The sequence below is a fragment of the Blastococcus sp. SYSU DS0510 genome, assembly GCF_054050835.1.
The window spans coordinates 46662-61521 of the sequence record NZ_JBJHAC010000009.1 but is presented as its reverse complement, the minus strand read 5'-3'; the positions used below and the strand labels follow the sequence as shown (position 1 = coordinate 61521).

Below are 14860 nucleotides of genomic sequence, written 5' to 3'. Positions count from 1 at the left end.
CGACCCGCGCGATCGGTCGCCTGCCACTCTACGGCGGCACGCGGACCCGACGGCCCGGCGGAGGGTGATCTGGGGCGCAACTAGGGTCGTCGTCGTGCAGCCCGACCGTGCCGAGACCCTGCGGGACGCGGTGGGCCTCGGGCTCGCCGTCGGCCTCTACGGGGTGGCGTTCGGCGCCGCGGCCGACGCCGCCGGGCTGGACCTCTGGCAGGCGGTGGTGCTGTCGGCGGTGATGTTCACCGGCGCCTCGCAGTTCGCGCTCATCGGCGTGCTCGGCGCCGGCGGCAGCCCGCTGGCCGCCGTCGGCAGCGCGTTGCTGCTGGGCACCCGCAACACCGTCTACGGCGTGCGCCTGGTGCCGCTGCTGCGTCCCCGGGGCGCGCTGCGCCGGGCGGGCTCGGCGCACTGGGTCATCGACGAGACGACGGCCCTCGCGCTGGCCGCACCCGACCGCGCCCTGGCCCGCCTGGCGTTCCTCGTCGGGGGCGCCACCCTCTACCTCACCTGGAACGTGACGACGGCGGTCGGCGCGCTGGGTGCCGCGGCGCTCGGCGGCACGGCGCGGGCGGCCCTGGACGCCGTCGTCCCGGCGGCGTTCCTGGCGCTGCTGTGGCCCCGGCTGGGACGCGGCTTCGCCGAGCCCGCGGTGCAGCGACGAGTCGCGGTCGGGGGAGCGGTGGTCGCGCTCGCGCTCACCCCGTACGTGCCGCCCGGGGTGCAGGTGGTCGCCGCGGTCGTCGCCGTGGCCCTGGCCGGGCGCCCGCGACGGGCGGTGGCCCCGTGAGCGCGACCTGGACCGCGGTGCTGGTCGCCTCGGCCGGCTGCTACCTGCTCAAGCTGGCGGGGCTCTCGGTGCCCGCGGCCTGGGTGGAGCAGCCGTGGGTGGCCCGGGTCGTGGATTTCGTGCCCGCCGCGCTGCTGGCCGCGCTGGTCGTCGTCCAGGGGCTGACCAGCGGCGACCGGATCGTGGTGGACGGCCGCCTGGCCGGCCTGGTGGTCGCCGCGTTGGCCCTGGCGCTGCGCGCGCCGTTCATCGTGGTGCTGCTGCTCGCCGGCGCGGCGGGCGCGGGGGTGCACCTCCTCACGGGCTGACGCGCGCGTCGCTGGTCCACCCGGTGCACGGCGTGGTCGACGCCGTGGTGGCACTGCTGCTCGTGGTCGTCCTGGGCCGGGCCTGGCTAGACCGGGGCCGCGCCGCCGCGCGCCTCGGCCTCCTCGCGCTCCCGCCTCTTGCGCTTCTTCTCGCGCTTCTCGCTGTCGTCGCCGTCCTCGCTGGCGAGGCGGTTGAGCTCGCCGCGGATGAAGTCGCGGGTCGCGAGCTCGCCGACGGCCACCCGCAGCGCCGCGAGCTCGCGGGCCAGGTACTCGGTGTCCGCGCGGGTCGACGCCGCCCGAGCCCGGTCCTCCTCCGCCTGCACGCGGTCGCGGTCGGTCTGCCGGTTCTGCGCCAGCAGGATCAGCGGCGCGGCGTAGGCGGCCTGGGTCGAGAAGGCCAGGTTGAGCAGGATGAAGGGGTAGGGGTCCCAGCGCAGCCGCACCGCGAAGACGTTGAGCGAGATCCAGACGACGACGAGGATCGTCTGGACGGCCAGGAACCGGCCGGTGCCGAGGAACCGTGCGATGCCCTCGGCGAACTGGCCGACGGCGTCTGGGTTGAGGCGCAGGAAGCTGCCGAACCGGTGGGCGCCGCTGCGGGGGACGTCGAGCCGCGGGCCGTCAGCCACGGCGGGCCCGCTCCCGCCAGTCGTCGGGGAGCAGGTGGTCGAGGACGTCGTCCACGCTGACCGCGCCCACCAGCCGGCCCTGCGCGTCGACGACCGGGGCCGCGACGAGGTTGTAGGTCGCGAAGTAGTGGGTGACCTCGGCCAGGGGGGCCTCGGGCTTGAGCGGCTCGAGGTCGTCCAGCACGCCGCTCACCAGCGTGGAGGGTGGCTCGCGCAGCAGCCGCTGGATGTGCGCGAGCCCCAGGTAGCGGCCGGTCGGCGTGGCCGACGGCGGGCGGCAGACGTACACCTGGCTGGCCAGCGACGGGGTGATCTCCTCCTGTCGCACCCGCGCCAGCGCCTCGGCGATCGTCGCGTCCGGGGAGAGGATGACCGGCTCGCTGGTCATCATCCCGCCCGCGGTGTCCTCGGAGTACTTGAGCAGCTGGCGCACCGACTCGGCCTCGTCGGGCTCCATCAGCTCCAGCAACCGGTTCCGGTCGACGGCGTGCAGCTCGGAGAGCAGGTCCGCGGCGTCGTCGGGGTCCATCTCCTCGAGGACGTCGGCGGCCCGGCTCTCCTGGAGGGTGCCGAGGATGGTGATCTGCTCGGCCTCGGGGAGCTCGCCGAGGACGTCGGCCAGCCGCTCGTCGTCCATGGCCTCGGCGACCTCGTGCCGCCGCTTGATCGGCAGCTCCTGCAGGGCGTGGGCCATGTCCGCGGCGTTGAGCTCGCGGTAGGTGGCGATCAGCGTCTCGGCGCCCTGCCCGGTCTGCGGCAGCGCGAGCCCGGTCACCTCGTCCCACTCCAGCTGGTGGAGCTGGCCGCGCCGGCCGAGCCGGCCGGGCTCCTGGACGGCGACGCGGGAGAGCAGCCAGTCGCCGGTGCGGGTCTGCTCGATGGCGGCGTCGACGACCGACGCGGGGCGCCCGGACTCGTTGATCGTCACCCGCCGGTCGAGCAGCTCCCCGAGCACCAGGGTCTCTCCGGCCCGCTGCTCGAACCGCTTGAGGTTGAGCGTGCCCGAGGCGAGCAGCACCGCACCCGGGTCCAGGGTCGTCACGCGGCCCATCGGGACGAAGATCCGTCGCCGCGCGACCACCTCGACCACGAGGCCGAGCACCCGGGGGCAGGCCGTCCCGACGCGCAGGCCCACGACGACGTCGCGCACCTTGCCGACCCGGTCGCCGTTGGGGTCGAAGACGGTCAGCCCGGCGAGCCGGGAGACGTACGCCCTCGTCGCCGTGGTCACGGTCGGAAGGCTACCGTCGGGGCCGTGGCTGCCCCGGTCGAGCTGGACTACGAGGTCGTCGACGTCTTCGCCCCGCGTGCGTTCGCGGGCAACCCGCTGGCCGTGGTGTTCGCGGCGGACGAGCTGACGACGGAGCAGTGCCAGGCCCTGGCGAACGAGTTCGCGCTCTCGGAGACCTCCTTCCTGTGCGCCCCGACCGAGCCCGGGGCCGACTACCGGGTGCGGATCTTCACCCCCTACGCCGAGCTCCCGTTCGCCGGCCACCCGAGCGTCGGTGCGGCGCACACGCTGGTGCGCACCGGGCGGCTGCCGGCGGGCCTGCTGCGCCAGGAGTGCGGTGCCGGGGTGCTCGACGTCGTGGTGGACGGCGAGGGCGCGACCCTCTCCGGCGGCCGGCCCACCCTCGACGACGGTCCCCCCTCCGCCGCGCTCGCCTCGGCGCTCGGCCTGGACGCGGACGACCTCACCGGTGTGCCCGCCGACGTCGCCGGCTGCGGCCTGCCGTTCGCCTACCTCTCCGTCTGCCCCGACGCCGTCGACCGCGCCGTCCCCGATCCGAAGGCGCTCGCCGGGTTGGACGTGGGGGAGGGGGTCTCGGTGCTCTCGTGGGACGCCGCCACGGCCACCGCCCGCGCGCGGGTGTTCGCCCGCGACCTGGTCTGGGGCGAGGACCCGGCCACCGGCTCGGCGGCCCTCGGCGCCGGGGTGTGGCTGGTGGAGAGCGGCTTGCTCGCCGGTGAGGGCACGTCCGGCTACACCGTGCGGCAGGGGGAGCGGATGGGGCGCCCCTCGGTCCTCGAGTGCACCGTCACCGCCGCGGGCGGCCGGGCGGTCGCCGCCACGGTGCGTGGCGCGGTCGTGCCGGTCGCGTCCGGCCGTATCCGGGTGCCCCGCTGGTGAAGGAGCCCGTTCCCCTCGCACCTCGCTCTGCTCGGCGCGAGCCTCTGGACGGGGCCGGCACCGCCTGGGCGCTGCACCGTCCGGGGGGCCGGGAGTTCGGCCTGCTCGCCCTCGCGGTCGTCGGCGTCTCGCTGTCGGCGCCGCTGACCGCGATGGTCGCCGCGCCGATGCTGGCGCTGGCCTTCTGGCGCAACGCCGCCGGCGCCGCCCTCCTCGTCCCCGTGCTCCTCACCGGTGAGCGGTCCACCCTCACCGGGCTCCGGTGGCGCGACCTGCGCAGCTCCGTCGTCGCGGGGCTCTTCCTCGCGGCGCACTTCGCCGCGTGGCTGCCCAGCCTGTCGATGACCACCGTCGCCGCCTCGGTCGCGCTGGTCACCACGACGCCCATCTGGACGGCGCTCGCCGCGCGGGTCTCCGGGGTGCGGCTGCCGGCCGCGGTGTGGTGGGGGCTGCTCCTCGCGTTCGCCGGCGTCGTCCTCATCGTGGGGGTGGACGTGACGGTGAGCGCGGAGGCGCTCGCCGGTGACGCGCTGGCCGTGCTCGGGGCGATCTGCGCGGGCGGGTACGTGCTCGCGGGGGCCCGCGCGCGGCGGCGGCTGGCTACCTCCGCGTACGCCGTCGTCTGCTACTCGGTCTGCGCGGTTGTGATCGCCGTCGCCGCCCTGCTCGTCGATGCGCCGCTGACCGGGTTCGAGGCGCGCGACTGGTGGCTGATCGCGGCGATCACCGTCTCCGCCCAGCTGTTCGGCCACACGCTGCTGAACCTGGTGCTCTCCTCCGTGGGCCCCACCGTGGTGAGCCTCGCCGTCCTGCTGGAGGTGCCGGGCGCGCTGCTGTTCGCCCTGGTGCTGCTGCAGCAGGTGCCGCCGCTGCTCGCGCTCCCCGGGGTGCTCCTCGTGGTGGCCGGGGTGGCGCTGGTGGTGCGGGCCGGCCGCCCGACGACGCTGGTCGAGCCCGCCACCTGAGCATTGCCCCGGCCGCCCGACGGCCGATGATCAATGCGGGTCCGTGGCCGGGGATCGGCGCCGCTACCCTCCGGTGACCAACGTCGTCGACCAGCGGAGGCACCGTGGCCGAGCTCCGATCCCGTCGTTCCAACCTCGCCGTCCCGGGCAGCAACCCCCGGTTCCTGGAGAAGGCCAAGGGCCTGCCGGCCGACCAGGTGTTCCTCGACCTGGAGGACGCCTGCGCGCCGCTGGCCAAGCCCGGCGCCCGCAAGAACATCGTCGCGGCCCTGAACGAGGGCGGCTGGGGCGACAAGATCCGGACCGTCCGCGTCAACGACTGGACGACGGAGTGGACGTTCCAGGACGTGCTCGAGGTCGTGGGCGGCGCCGGCGCCAACCTCGACTGCATCATGCTGCCGAAGGTCCAGGACGCCGCTCAGGTCAAGGCGCTGGACATGCTGCTCACCCAGATCGAGAAGGCCAACGGGCTCGAGGTCGGCCGCATCGGTATCGAGGCGCAGATCGAGACGGCGCAGGGCCTGATCAACGTCAACGACATCGCCTTCGCCAGCAACCGCATCGAGACGATCATCTTCGGCCCCGCCGACTTCATGGCCAGCATCAACATGAAGTCGCTGGTCGTGGGCGCGCTGCACCCCGACTACCCGGGCGACCCGTTCCACTACATCCTCATGCAGATCCTCATGGCCGCCCGCGCCCGGGGTGTGCAAGCCATCGACGGCCCCTTCCTGCAGGTCCGCGACGTGCCCGCCTTCGAGGAGGTCGCCAAGCGGTCGGCGATGCTCGGCTTCGACGGCAAGTGGGTGCTGCACCCGGGCCAGATCGACGCCGCCAACGAGATCTACGCGCCGTCGCAGGAGGACTACGACCACGCCGAGCTGATCCTCGACGCCTATGACTGGGCGACGTCGGAGGCCGGTGGCAAGAAGGGCTCCGCGATGCTCGGCGACGAGATGATCGACGAGGCCAGCCGCAAGATGGCCCTGGTCGTCGCCGGCAAGGGGCGGGCGGCCGGGCTGCAGCGGACGTCGTCCTTCACCCCGCCGGAGGCGTGACCCGGGCATAGGAAGCTCTACCTGCGGCTGGGGCCCTGATCCCGCAGGTAGAGCTTCCTGTGCCGCACTCGCTCAGGGGCCGAAACCCCCGCTGGAGAGCGCCGCGAAGGCGACGACCCAGAGCAGGATGATCAGCACGAAGAAGCCGGTGACCAGGCCGCCGACGATGATCCCGGCCAGCGCGAGCCCGGCGCCGTCCTCGCCGGTCCGGCGGATCTGCCGGCGGGCGACGACGCCCAGGACCAGCCCTGCGGGCGCGAAGACGAACGCCATGATCAGCGCGAGGATCGCCAGGGTGTTGGTGGGCCGGCCCCACTGCGGGGGGCCGTACCCGGGTGGCGGGCCGTAGGGCTGCCCGTAGCCGGGCGGGGGTCCGTAGCCCGGCGGGGGGCCGTAGCCGGGGCCGCCCTGGGGCGGCTCGTCGCGGGAGGTCACGCGGGGCACGCTAGCCCGCGCCGGCCGCCGGCGGTCCGACCCCCGCGAGTCCGCCCGGCACGCCGTCGCCCGCGGGGAGTGACCGAGCGCACGCAGAGCCGGGGGGCCGGGTGCTCCATACTCACCGGTAACCCGGACACCGGAGTCCCCGAGGAGCGAACCTGTGACCCGTCTGGCCCAGACCGCCGACCTGACCGACATCCAGCAGGAGATCCTGTCGACGGTCAGGAGCTTCGTCGACAAGGAGATCATCCCGCACGCGCAGGAGCTCGAGCACGGCGACGTCTACCCGCAGGAGATCGTCGACGGGCTCAAGGAGCTCGGAATCTTCGGGCTGATGATCCCCGAGGAGTACGGCGGCCTCGGCGAGTCGCTGCTCACCTACGCGCTCGTGGTCGAGGAGATCGCCCGCGGCTGGATGAGCGTCTCCGGCGTCATCAACACGCACTTCATCGTCGCGTACATGATCAAGCAGCACGGCACGCAGGAGCAGAAGGACCACTTCCTGCCCCGCATGGCCACCGGTGAGGTGCGCGGTGCGTTCTCGATGTCCGAGCCGGGCCTCGGGTCCGACGTCGCCGGCATCCGCACCAAGGCCGTGAGGCAGGCCGACGGCGGTTACGTCATCGACGGCCAGAAGATGTGGCTGACCAACGGCGGCAGCTCCACCCTCGTCGCGGCGCTCGTGCGCACCGACGAGGGCGCGGACAAGGCCCACCAGAACCTCACCACGTTCCTCGTCGAGAAGCCGGCCGGCTTCGGCGAGGTCAAGCCGGGGCTCACCATCCCCGGCAAGATCGACAAGATGGGCTACAAGGGCGTCGACACCACCGAGCTGGTGTTCGACGGCTACCGGGCCGAGGCCGCCGACATCCTCGGCGGCGCGCCGGGCAAGGGCTTCGCCCAGATGATGGACGGCGTCGAGGTCGGCCGGGTGAACGTCGCCGCGCGCGCCTGCGGCATCTCCATCCGCGCCTTCGAGCTCGCCGTCGCCTACGCCCAGCAGCGGGAGACCTTCGGCAAGCCGATCGCCCAGCACCAGGCGATCGCCTTCCAGCTGGCCGAGATGGCGACCAAGGTCGAGGCCGCGCACCTGATGATGGTCAACGCCGCCCGCCTCAAGGACGCCGGCAAGCGCAACGACGTCGAGGCCGGCATGGCCAAGCTGATCGCCAGCGAATACTGCGCCGAGGTGACCACGCAGTCGTTCCGCATCCACGGCGGCTACGGCTACTCCAAGGAGTACGAGATCGAGCGCCTCATGCGCGAGGCGCCGTTCCTGCTCATCGGCGAGGGCACCAGCGAGATCCAGAAGACGATCATCAGCCGGGGTCTGCTCAAGACCTACAAGCTCAAGGGCTGAGGACCCACCTCTGCCGGGTCCCACCACGCGCAGGCTCGCGGCGGGACCCCGCAGAGGGCGGGACGGGGCCCGTCTCAGCCGGCGTCGCGGGCCGGCGGCTCGAACTCGACGGTGACGTCGTCGACCCCGAGGGAGCGGGCCAGCGCGCCGAGCATGGCGCGGGTGTTGGTCTCCGCCCGCTCGAGCACGTCGCTGTCGGCCGCGGCGGCGGCGAGGCGCCGCTCGGCCACCGCGTAGAGGTCGCTGTCGTCGGTCGGGTTCTCCACCAGCGCGCTGCCGACCCGCTGTACCAGCCCGCGATCGCGGTCGACGACGCGGCTGCTGTCCGCATCGATCCGGACCTCGGACAGCTCCGGCGCCGGCAGCACGATGGTCGCCGACCCGCCGTCGGGGGAGAGCGTGACGGCGCCGTCGTCCAGGCCCTCGAAGTCGACATAGGCGTTCGCGGTGCCGGTCGCGAGGAAGTGCACCCGCTCGCCGCTGATGACCGACGGCACCCAGGGGGTGTCGACCTCGAGGTCGACCATCACCTGCAGGTCCGCCGTGGCGGCGTGGTACTCGGAGAGGTCGTCGAGGGCGATCAGCAGCGCCGGGGTGCTCCGGTCGACGACCTGCGGCTCCAGCGGCGAGCCCCAGTCGGAGATCCAGCCGCCCACGGCCGAGACGACGGGAACGGCGACGGCCACGGCGACGCCGGCACCGATCAGCCGGACGGGCACGCGGCGACGGGCGGCCGGGGTGGCGGGAGCGCTGGGACGGTCGGTCAGGAGTGCGGGCACGCGGACACCTCGCGAATCGGGCCAGGGATTGCGACGGGATGATCGGACGTGTGAGCGCCGCCACGGTCGCCGGTATTCCGCCGGTGGGCGTGTCGGTCGGGTCCGCCCGGGACTGGGACCGTCGCCCGGGGCGTCGCTCGCTGCCGGTGCGGCACCGGGGTGTAGGCAAGAGGTCATGCGCGCAGCGGGAGTGACCGAGTTCGGCGGGCCCGAGGCCCTGCACATCGTCGACGTGGAACCCGAGCCCCTGGGGCCGGGGCAGGTGCGGCTCCGGGTCCAGGCGGCCGCGGTGAGCCCGACCGACACCCACGCCCGCAGCGGCGCCTACGCCGGGCGCGACCCCGTGAAGACCCCGCCGTGGGTGCCGGGCATGGACGTCGCCGGCGTCGTCACCGAGCTCGGCGAGGGCGTCGACCACCTGGCCGTGGGTGACCTGGCGATGGGGATCGTCGTCCCGTTCGGCCCCTACGGCGGCTACCGGGAGGACAAGGTGCTGCCGGGCGACTCCGTCGTCCGCGCGCCGGCCGGCGCCACCGCCGTGGAGGCCTCGACCCTGCCGATGAACGGGCTCACCGCGCGGCTCTCGCTGGACCTCCTGGGGCTGCGGCCGGGAGAGGTGCTGGCGGTGACGGGCGCGGCCGGGGCCTACGGCGGGTACGTCGTCCAACTGGCGAAGGCCGACGGGCTCACCGTGGTGGCCGACGCGGCCGAGGCCGACGAGGAGCTGGTGCGCGGGCTCGGCGCCGACGTCGTGGTGCGCCGCGGGGACGACGTCGCCGGCCGGATCCGCGAGCACTACCCCGAGGGCGTCCACGGGCTGGCCGACGGCTCGGTGCAGGACGAGGTGGTCCTTCCGGCGGTGCGCGACGGGGGAGCGGTCGCGACCGTCCGCGGTTACCGAGGCAACGGCGAACGCGGGCTGCGGTTCTTCCCGACCCTCGTGCGCCGGGTGGCCACCGACCGCGCCGCGCTGGACCGGCTCCGCCGGCAGGTGGAGGAGGGAGTGCTCACGCTGCGGGTGGCGGGCACCTTCCCGGCCGAGCGGGCCGCCGATGCCCACCGGCTGCTCGAGGCCGGCGGCGTGCGCGGGCGGCTGGTGCTGACCTTCTGAGGTCGCGCCGGGGACCGCTGACCTGGTTGGCTGCGCGGACGGACCGGGCGACGGAGCCCGGGGAGAGCGGAGGTCGGTCGAGATGGTGCACAGGCTGGTGGTCAGCTACGGGACCCCGGAGGACCCGGCGGCGTTCGACGCCTACTACCGGGAGACCCACGTGCCGCTGGCGCTGAAGCAGCCCGGCCTGGTGCAGGTCACCTTCGGGCACGGCAAGGCCATGGACCCGGCCCAGCCGGCGCCCTACCTCGTCGCCGAGCTGGACTTCGACTCCGAGGCGGCCATGGGGGAGGCGCTGTCCTCGCCCGAGGGCCGGGCCGCCGGCGCCGACCTCGCGAACTTCGCCACCGGCGGGGTGTCCTTCGTGCACTTCGAGGTGCAGACCGCCACCTGACCCGCCCGGGCGTTTTTCCACAGGCCCGACGGCCCCGGAGCGGCGCGTCCGCCTACCGTCCGGGCGTGCGGGTCCAGCTGAGCGTCGCCCAGGACGACGGCACGTCGCTCGACGTCGTCGTCGACGTGGACGACGACGCGCCGGTCGGCCGGGTCGGCGAGCAGCTGGCCCGGGTGGCCGGCGTGCCCGCCCAGGGCCTGTGGCTGGCCGGCGCGCGGCTGGACGACGACCAGCCGGTGGGGGAGAGCGCGCTCGTCGACGGCGTCGTCGTGCACCTGGCCCCGGTCGCGGCCGACCGGCATGCGCGCGGGTGGCAGCTGCGGGTGCTCAGCGGCCCGTGCAGCGGCCTGGTCGCCGGGCTGCCGATGGGTGAGCACCAGCTCGGCCGCGACGGCGGCTTCGGCCTCGCCGACCGGGCGGTGTCCCGCCGGCACGCCCTGCTGCGGCTGGGTGCGGACGGCGCGAGGCTGCGCGACCTCGGCTCGGCCAACGGCACCACGCTCGAGGGCGCGCCGGTGCCCGAGGACGACGACGTGCCGGTGGCGCCCGGTCAGGTGGTGCAGCTCGGCGACACCCAGCTGGTCATCGGTCCGGCCCCGGTCGCCGACGCCGCGGTCGAGCCCGCCGGCCCCGGGGCGCGCGCGTTCGTGCGGGCTCCGCGGCTGCTCCCTTCGGCGCGCGAGGTGCGCATCGAGCTGCCGCAGGCGCCGAAGGGGCGGGAGCCGCGCCGGCTCCCGTGGATCATGGTGCTGGCGCCGGTGCTGGTCGGCGTCGTGCTCGCCGTCGTCATGCGCTCGCCGCTGTACCTGGTCTTCGCCGTCGCCGGCCCGGTGATGATGGTCGGCAGCACCGTCGCCGACCGCCGGCAGAACGCCCGCGAGCAGCGCCGGGAGCGCGAGGAGCACGAGCGGGCGCTCGCCCGCGCCCACCAGCGGATCGAGCAGGCCCTCGCCGAGGAGACCGCCCGCCGGCGCGACGCCCACCCCGACCCGGCGACCGCGCTGCTCACCGCCCTCCTGCCCGGCCGGCGGCTGTGGGAGCGGCGCCGCACCGACCCCGACGCCCTCGACCTGCGCCTGGGCGCCGCCGACCTCCCGGCCCGCGTGGTGGTCACCGACCGGTCGGGCACCGGCGAGCCGCCGGAGCAGCGCACCGTGCACGCCGTCCCGGCCGTGGTGCCGCTGCGCGAGGCCGGCGTCGTCGGGCTGGCGGGGCCGGCCGGGCCGCTGGCCGGACTGCTGCGCTGGGCCGTGCTGCAGCTCGCGATCGCGCACCCGCCGCGCGACCTCGCCCTCACCCTGCTGGCCGCGCGGGGGAGCGCGGACTGGGGCTGGGTGCGCTGGCTGCCGCACGTCCGCCCGGCCGACGGCGAGGGGCCGGTCGCCTCGGTGGGGAACGACGCGGAGACGGTGACCGCCCGGGTCGCGGAGCTGACGGCGCTGATCAAGGCCCGTCGCGCCGCGAGCACCGGGAGCGGGCGCGCGCTCCCGGAGTCCTTCCCGGCGCACGTGCTCGTCGTCCACGGGTTCCGGGCGCTGCGGGCCACCCCCGGCCTGGCCCAGGTGCTGCAGGACGGCCCCGCCGTCGCCGTCTACGCCGTCTGCGCCGACGAGGAGGAGCGCTTCCTCCCCGAGGCGGCGACCGCGACCGCGGTGCTGGACCCGGCCGAGGAGGCCCGGCTGGTCCTCCGGCGCAGCGGCCACGAGCCGGTGCCCGCGGTGCTGGCCGAACCCGTGCCCGCCGACCTCGCGGAGCGGGCGGCGCGGGCGCTGGCCCCGCTGCGCGACGTGAGCCTGGAGGAGGACGCTGCCGTCCTGCCCGGCAGCGCGCGGCTGCTCGACCTGCTCGGGCTCGAGCCGCCCAGCGTCGACGGCGTGCGGGCGCGCTGGCAGCTGGAGGGGCGGACCACCCGGCTGGTCGCCGGTGCCGGCCTCCACGGGCCGTTCACCCTCGACCTGCGCACCGACGGGCCGCACGGGCTGGTCGCCGGCACCACCGGCGCGGGCAAGTCCGAGCTGCTGCAGACGATGATCGCGTCGCTGGCGGTGGCCAACCGGCCGGACGCGCTCAACTTCGTGCTGGTCGACTACAAGGGCGGCAGCGCGTTCAAGGACTGCGTCGACCTGCCGCACACCGTCGGCATGGTCACCGACCTGGACGCCCACCTCGTGCAGCGGGCGCTCACCTCGCTGCGGGCCGAGCTCACCTACCGCGAGCACCGGCTGGCCGCCGCCGGGGTGAAGGACGTCGACGACTACGTCGAGTTGCAGGTGCGCGAGCCCGGCCGCCCGCCTCTGCCGCGGCTGCTCATCGTCATCGACGAGTTCGCGTCGATGGCCCGTGAGCTCCCCGACTTCGTGAGCGGGCTGGTCGACGTCGCGCAGCGGGGCCGGTCGCTGGGCATCCACCTGGTCCTGGCCACCCAGCGGCCCAGCGGCGTGGTGTCGCCCGAGATCCGCGCCAACACCAACCTGCGCATCTCGTTGCGGGTCACCGACGGCGCGGACAGCAGCGACGTGCTCGACGCGCCGGACGCGGCGCGGATCCCGAAGTCCGCGCCGGGCCGCGGGTTCGCGCGGCTGGGGCACGGCGCGCTGGTGCCCTTCCAGGCGGGCCGCATCGGAGGACGCCGGCCCGGCCAGGGCGCCGTCGCCGCGGCCGCGCCGTTCGTCGTCCCGCTGGGCTGGCACCAGCTGGGGTACGCGCCACCGCAGAAGCCCGCGACGGCGACCCGGGCGCCCGACGTCGAGGTCACCGACCTGTCGGTGCTGGTCGACGCCGTCCGTGCCGCCGCGGAGGCCGAGGGCGTGCCCGCGCAGCGCAGCCCGTGGCTGCCGGCGCTGCCCGCCCGGGTGCAGGCCGCCGACCTCGCGGCACCGGCCGGGGCCCCGGCGACCTGGCTGCCCTACGGCCTGCAGGACCTGCCGGCGAGCCAGGAGCGGCGGGTGGCCGCCTTCGACCCCGCGGTCGACGGGCACCTGCTGGTGATCGGCTCCCCGAGGAGCGGGCGCTCGCAGCTGCTGCGCACGCTGGCGGGGGCGGTCGGCGCGCGGTGCTCGACCGCCGACGTGCACCTGTACGCCCTCGACTGCGGCAACGGCGCGCTGCTGCCGCTGGCCGACCTGCCGCACTGCGGCGCCGTGGTGACGCGTGCGGAGTCCGAGCGCGCGGCCCGGCTGCTCGACCGGCTCGCCCGGGAGCTGGAGCGCCGGCAGCAGGTGCTGGCCGAGGGTGGCTTCGCCGACGTCGCCGAGCAGCGCCGCTCGGTGCCGGTGGGGGAACGGCTGCCGCACGTGCTCCTGCTGCTCGACCGCTGGGAGGGGTTCACCCCGGCGCTCGGCGAGGTGGACGGTGGCCGGCTCACCGACGTCCTGCTGGCGATCGTCCGCGAGGGCGCCTCCGCCGGCATCTCCGCCGTGATCACCGGCGACCGGTCGCTCGGCACGGGCCGGCTGTCGTCGCTCACCGACGGGAAGCTCGTCATGCGTCTGGCCGACCGGGGCGACTACCCGCTGGTCGGTGTGGCCGGCCGGCAGGTGCCCGGGTGGCTGCCGCCGGGCCGGGCGGTCGCGGTCGACGGGGCGGTGGAGACGCAGGTCGCGCTGCTCGCGGAGGACGAGTCGTGGCCGGGGCAGGCCGCGGCGCTCGCCGGGATCGCCAAGGACGCCCACGTGCGCGACGCGCTGGTGCCGCGCTCGGCCCGGCCTTTCCGCGTCGACGTGCTGCCCGCGCGCCCGGGCTTCGAGGCGGCGTGGGACCTGCGCCCGGCCGGCGCCGGGGCCGGGTTCGCGCTGGTCGGGGTCGGCGGCGACGAGCTGGTGGGCGCCGGACCCGACCTGGTCGAGCGGGGCCCGGCCTTCGTGGTCGCGGGGCCCGCGCGCTCGGGCCGCAGCACCGTCCTCGTCGTCATGGCGGAGTCGCTGCTGCGGCAGGGCACCCCGATCGTCCTCTGCGCGCCGAAGGCCTCGCCGCTGCGCGCGCTGGCCGGGCGGCCCGGCGTGCTCGACGTCGTCGTCGACCCCGCCACCCCGGCCGACCGGTGGTGGGAGCTGCTCACCGCCGACCCCGGCCGGCCGCTGGTGCTCCTCCTCGACGACGGCGAGGTGCTGCGCGACTGCCCCGCGGCCGAGGTCTTCCGCGAGGTGGTGCGGGGAGCCGTGCCCGGCCGCGCCCTGGTGCTGGGCGGGAACGCCGACGCCCTCTGCACCGGGCTGTCGGGCTGGCAGGTCGAGGCGAGGAAGGCCCGGCAGGGCGTGCTGCTCTCCCCCCAGGGCAGCACCGATGGCGACCTGATCGGCGTGCGGGTGCCCCGCAGCGCCGTCGGCGGGGCGGTCCGGCCCGGGCGCGGGCTGCTGCACCTGGGCGACGGCGCCCTGCTCACCGTCGCCGTCCCCACCGCACCCTGACCGCGGCCGGCCCGGGGACGGCGACGGCCGCCTCGCGCGGGGCGAGGCGGCCGTCGGGTGGTGCGGCGGTCAGCGGCCGAGCGCCCCGGCGAGCTGGGCGTCGGCCTCACGGAACGTGGCGGCGGCCTGGGTCAGGTACTGGGCCATGCCGTCGAGGCCGGCGACCGTGGTGCGGGCGCCGGTCGTGAACTCGTCGTAGGAGGCCTGGAAGCTGCGGCTGGAGGAGTCCGTGACGTAGCCGTCGGCGACGAGCTGGTCGACCAGGCTCTTGAGCTGCGCGAGCATGCCGTCGATCTCGACCCGCCCGTTGGTGAGCCGGCCGGCGGCGTCCTCCATCTGGTGGTAGGTGACGTTGACGTTCGCCATGTGAGTCCAATCGGGAGGTCCGGGTGCCCCGGGCACCGGCGGGAGCGGATGTGCGGCGGAACGTAACAGCGGGAACAGGGGCACTCCGGGGGTTGTCCACAGGCCCGAGGGGGCCCGTGCGGACGTAG

At 75.5% G+C, this 14860-nt stretch carries 14 protein-coding genes; 9 read left to right on the top strand and 5 right to left on the bottom strand.

Going from position 1 to position 14860, the window contains the following annotated elements:
- Window positions 1-94 precede the first annotated feature (94 nt).
- Together ACI79P_RS09315 and ACI79P_RS09310 are read left to right on the top strand one after the other, a co-directional pair.
- Complete coding sequence (locus tag ACI79P_RS09315) at window positions 95-784, top strand: AzlC family ABC transporter permease (protein ID WP_456580759.1); 690 nt, start codon at window positions 95-97, stop codon at window positions 782-784.
- Window positions 781-1092 (top strand): AzlD domain-containing protein, encoded by a 312-nt coding sequence (locus ACI79P_RS09310; RefSeq protein ID WP_456580758.1) that lies wholly within the window; start codon window positions 781-783, stop codon window positions 1090-1092. Before ACI79P_RS09315 ends, ACI79P_RS09310 begins: the two co-directional genes overlap by 4 nt.
- 86 nt (window positions 1093-1178) lie before the next feature.
- On the opposite strand, the gene ACI79P_RS09305 is transcribed toward ACI79P_RS09310, so the two are convergent.
- The gene (locus tag ACI79P_RS09305) at window positions 1179-1724 is read right to left on the bottom strand and encodes a DUF1003 domain-containing protein (RefSeq protein ID WP_456580757.1); all 546 of its coding nucleotides are present in this window, start codon (window positions 1722-1724) and stop codon (window positions 1179-1181) included.
- Window positions 1717-2955 carry a magnesium transporter MgtE N-terminal domain-containing protein gene (locus tag ACI79P_RS09300; RefSeq protein WP_456580756.1) on the bottom strand — a complete coding sequence of 413 codons (1239 nt, stop codon included), beginning with the start codon at window positions 2953-2955 and terminating at the stop codon, window positions 1717-1719. The genes ACI79P_RS09305 and ACI79P_RS09300 overlap by 8 nt, the downstream gene beginning before the upstream one ends.
- Before the next feature lie 24 nt (window positions 2956-2979).
- Between ACI79P_RS09300 and ACI79P_RS09295 the strand changes: the two genes are divergently transcribed.
- The 3 genes from ACI79P_RS09295 (at window position 2980) to ACI79P_RS09285 (ending at window position 5878) form a co-directional block, all read left to right on the top strand.
- On the top strand, window positions 2980-3855 hold the full coding sequence (locus ACI79P_RS09295; protein ID WP_456580755.1) for a PhzF family phenazine biosynthesis protein: 876 nt from the start codon (window positions 2980-2982) through the stop codon (window positions 3853-3855).
- Entirely contained in the window at window positions 3852-4820 is a 969-nt protein-coding gene (locus ACI79P_RS09290) for a DMT family transporter (RefSeq protein WP_456580754.1), read from the top strand. The genes ACI79P_RS09295 and ACI79P_RS09290 overlap by 4 nt, the downstream gene beginning before the upstream one ends.
- Window positions 4821-4924: 104 nt before the next feature.
- Window positions 4925-5878, top strand: coding sequence for an HpcH/HpaI aldolase/citrate lyase family protein (locus ACI79P_RS09285; protein WP_456580753.1), 954 nt, complete (start codon window positions 4925-4927; stop codon window positions 5876-5878).
- 72 nt (window positions 5879-5950) lie between these two features.
- On the opposite strand, the gene ACI79P_RS09280 is transcribed toward ACI79P_RS09285, so the two are convergent.
- Window positions 5951-6313, bottom strand: a complete 363-nt coding sequence (locus tag ACI79P_RS09280; RefSeq protein ID WP_456580752.1) for a DUF4190 domain-containing protein — start codon at window positions 6311-6313, stop codon at window positions 5951-5953.
- 163 nt (window positions 6314-6476) lie between these two features.
- On the opposite strand from ACI79P_RS09280, the gene ACI79P_RS09275 reads away from it, so the two are divergent.
- Window positions 6477-7676 (top strand): acyl-CoA dehydrogenase family protein, encoded by a 1200-nt coding sequence (locus tag ACI79P_RS09275; RefSeq protein WP_456580751.1) that lies wholly within the window; start codon window positions 6477-6479, stop codon window positions 7674-7676.
- 74 nt (window positions 7677-7750) lie between these two features.
- On the opposite strand, the gene ACI79P_RS09270 is transcribed toward ACI79P_RS09275, so the two are convergent.
- The gene (locus ACI79P_RS09270) at window positions 7751-8455 is read right to left on the bottom strand and encodes a DUF4230 domain-containing protein (RefSeq protein WP_456580750.1); all 705 of its coding nucleotides are present in this window, start codon (window positions 8453-8455) and stop codon (window positions 7751-7753) included.
- 175 nt (window positions 8456-8630) lie between these two features.
- Between ACI79P_RS09270 and ACI79P_RS09265 the strand changes: the two genes are divergently transcribed.
- From ACI79P_RS09265 to ACI79P_RS09255, 3 genes are all read left to right on the top strand, one after another.
- Window positions 8631-9566, top strand: a complete 936-nt coding sequence (locus tag ACI79P_RS09265; RefSeq protein ID WP_456580749.1) for a quinone oxidoreductase family protein — start codon at window positions 8631-8633, stop codon at window positions 9564-9566.
- 82 nt (window positions 9567-9648) lie between these two features.
- Window positions 9649-9960, top strand: a complete 312-nt coding sequence (locus tag ACI79P_RS09260; protein WP_456580748.1) for an EthD family reductase — start codon at window positions 9649-9651, stop codon at window positions 9958-9960.
- A 65-nt stretch (window positions 9961-10025) separates the two neighbouring features.
- Window positions 10026-14366, top strand: coding sequence for an FtsK/SpoIIIE domain-containing protein (locus tag ACI79P_RS09255; protein WP_456580747.1), 4341 nt, complete (start codon window positions 10026-10028; stop codon window positions 14364-14366).
- Between the two features lie 69 nt (window positions 14367-14435).
- On the opposite strand, the gene ACI79P_RS09250 is transcribed toward ACI79P_RS09255, so the two are convergent.
- On the bottom strand, window positions 14436-14732 hold the full coding sequence (locus tag ACI79P_RS09250; protein ID WP_456580746.1) for a WXG100 family type VII secretion target: 297 nt from the start codon (window positions 14730-14732) through the stop codon (window positions 14436-14438).
- Window positions 14733-14860: the final 128 nt, after the last annotated feature.

What these genes read in the sequence shown, in the direction of transcription:
- ACI79P_RS09260 (WP_456580748.1), top strand. Translation starts at nt 9,649, where the DNA reads ATGGTGCACAGGCTGGTGGTCAGCTACGGGACCCCGGAGGACCCGGCG.
- ACI79P_RS09250 (WP_456580746.1), bottom strand. Translation starts at nt 14,732, where the DNA reads ATGGCGAACGTCAACGTCACCTACCACCAGATGGAGGACGCCGCCGGC.
- ACI79P_RS09265 (WP_456580749.1), top strand. Translation starts at nt 8,631, where the DNA reads ATGCGCGCAGCGGGAGTGACCGAGTTCGGCGGGCCCGAGGCCCTGCAC.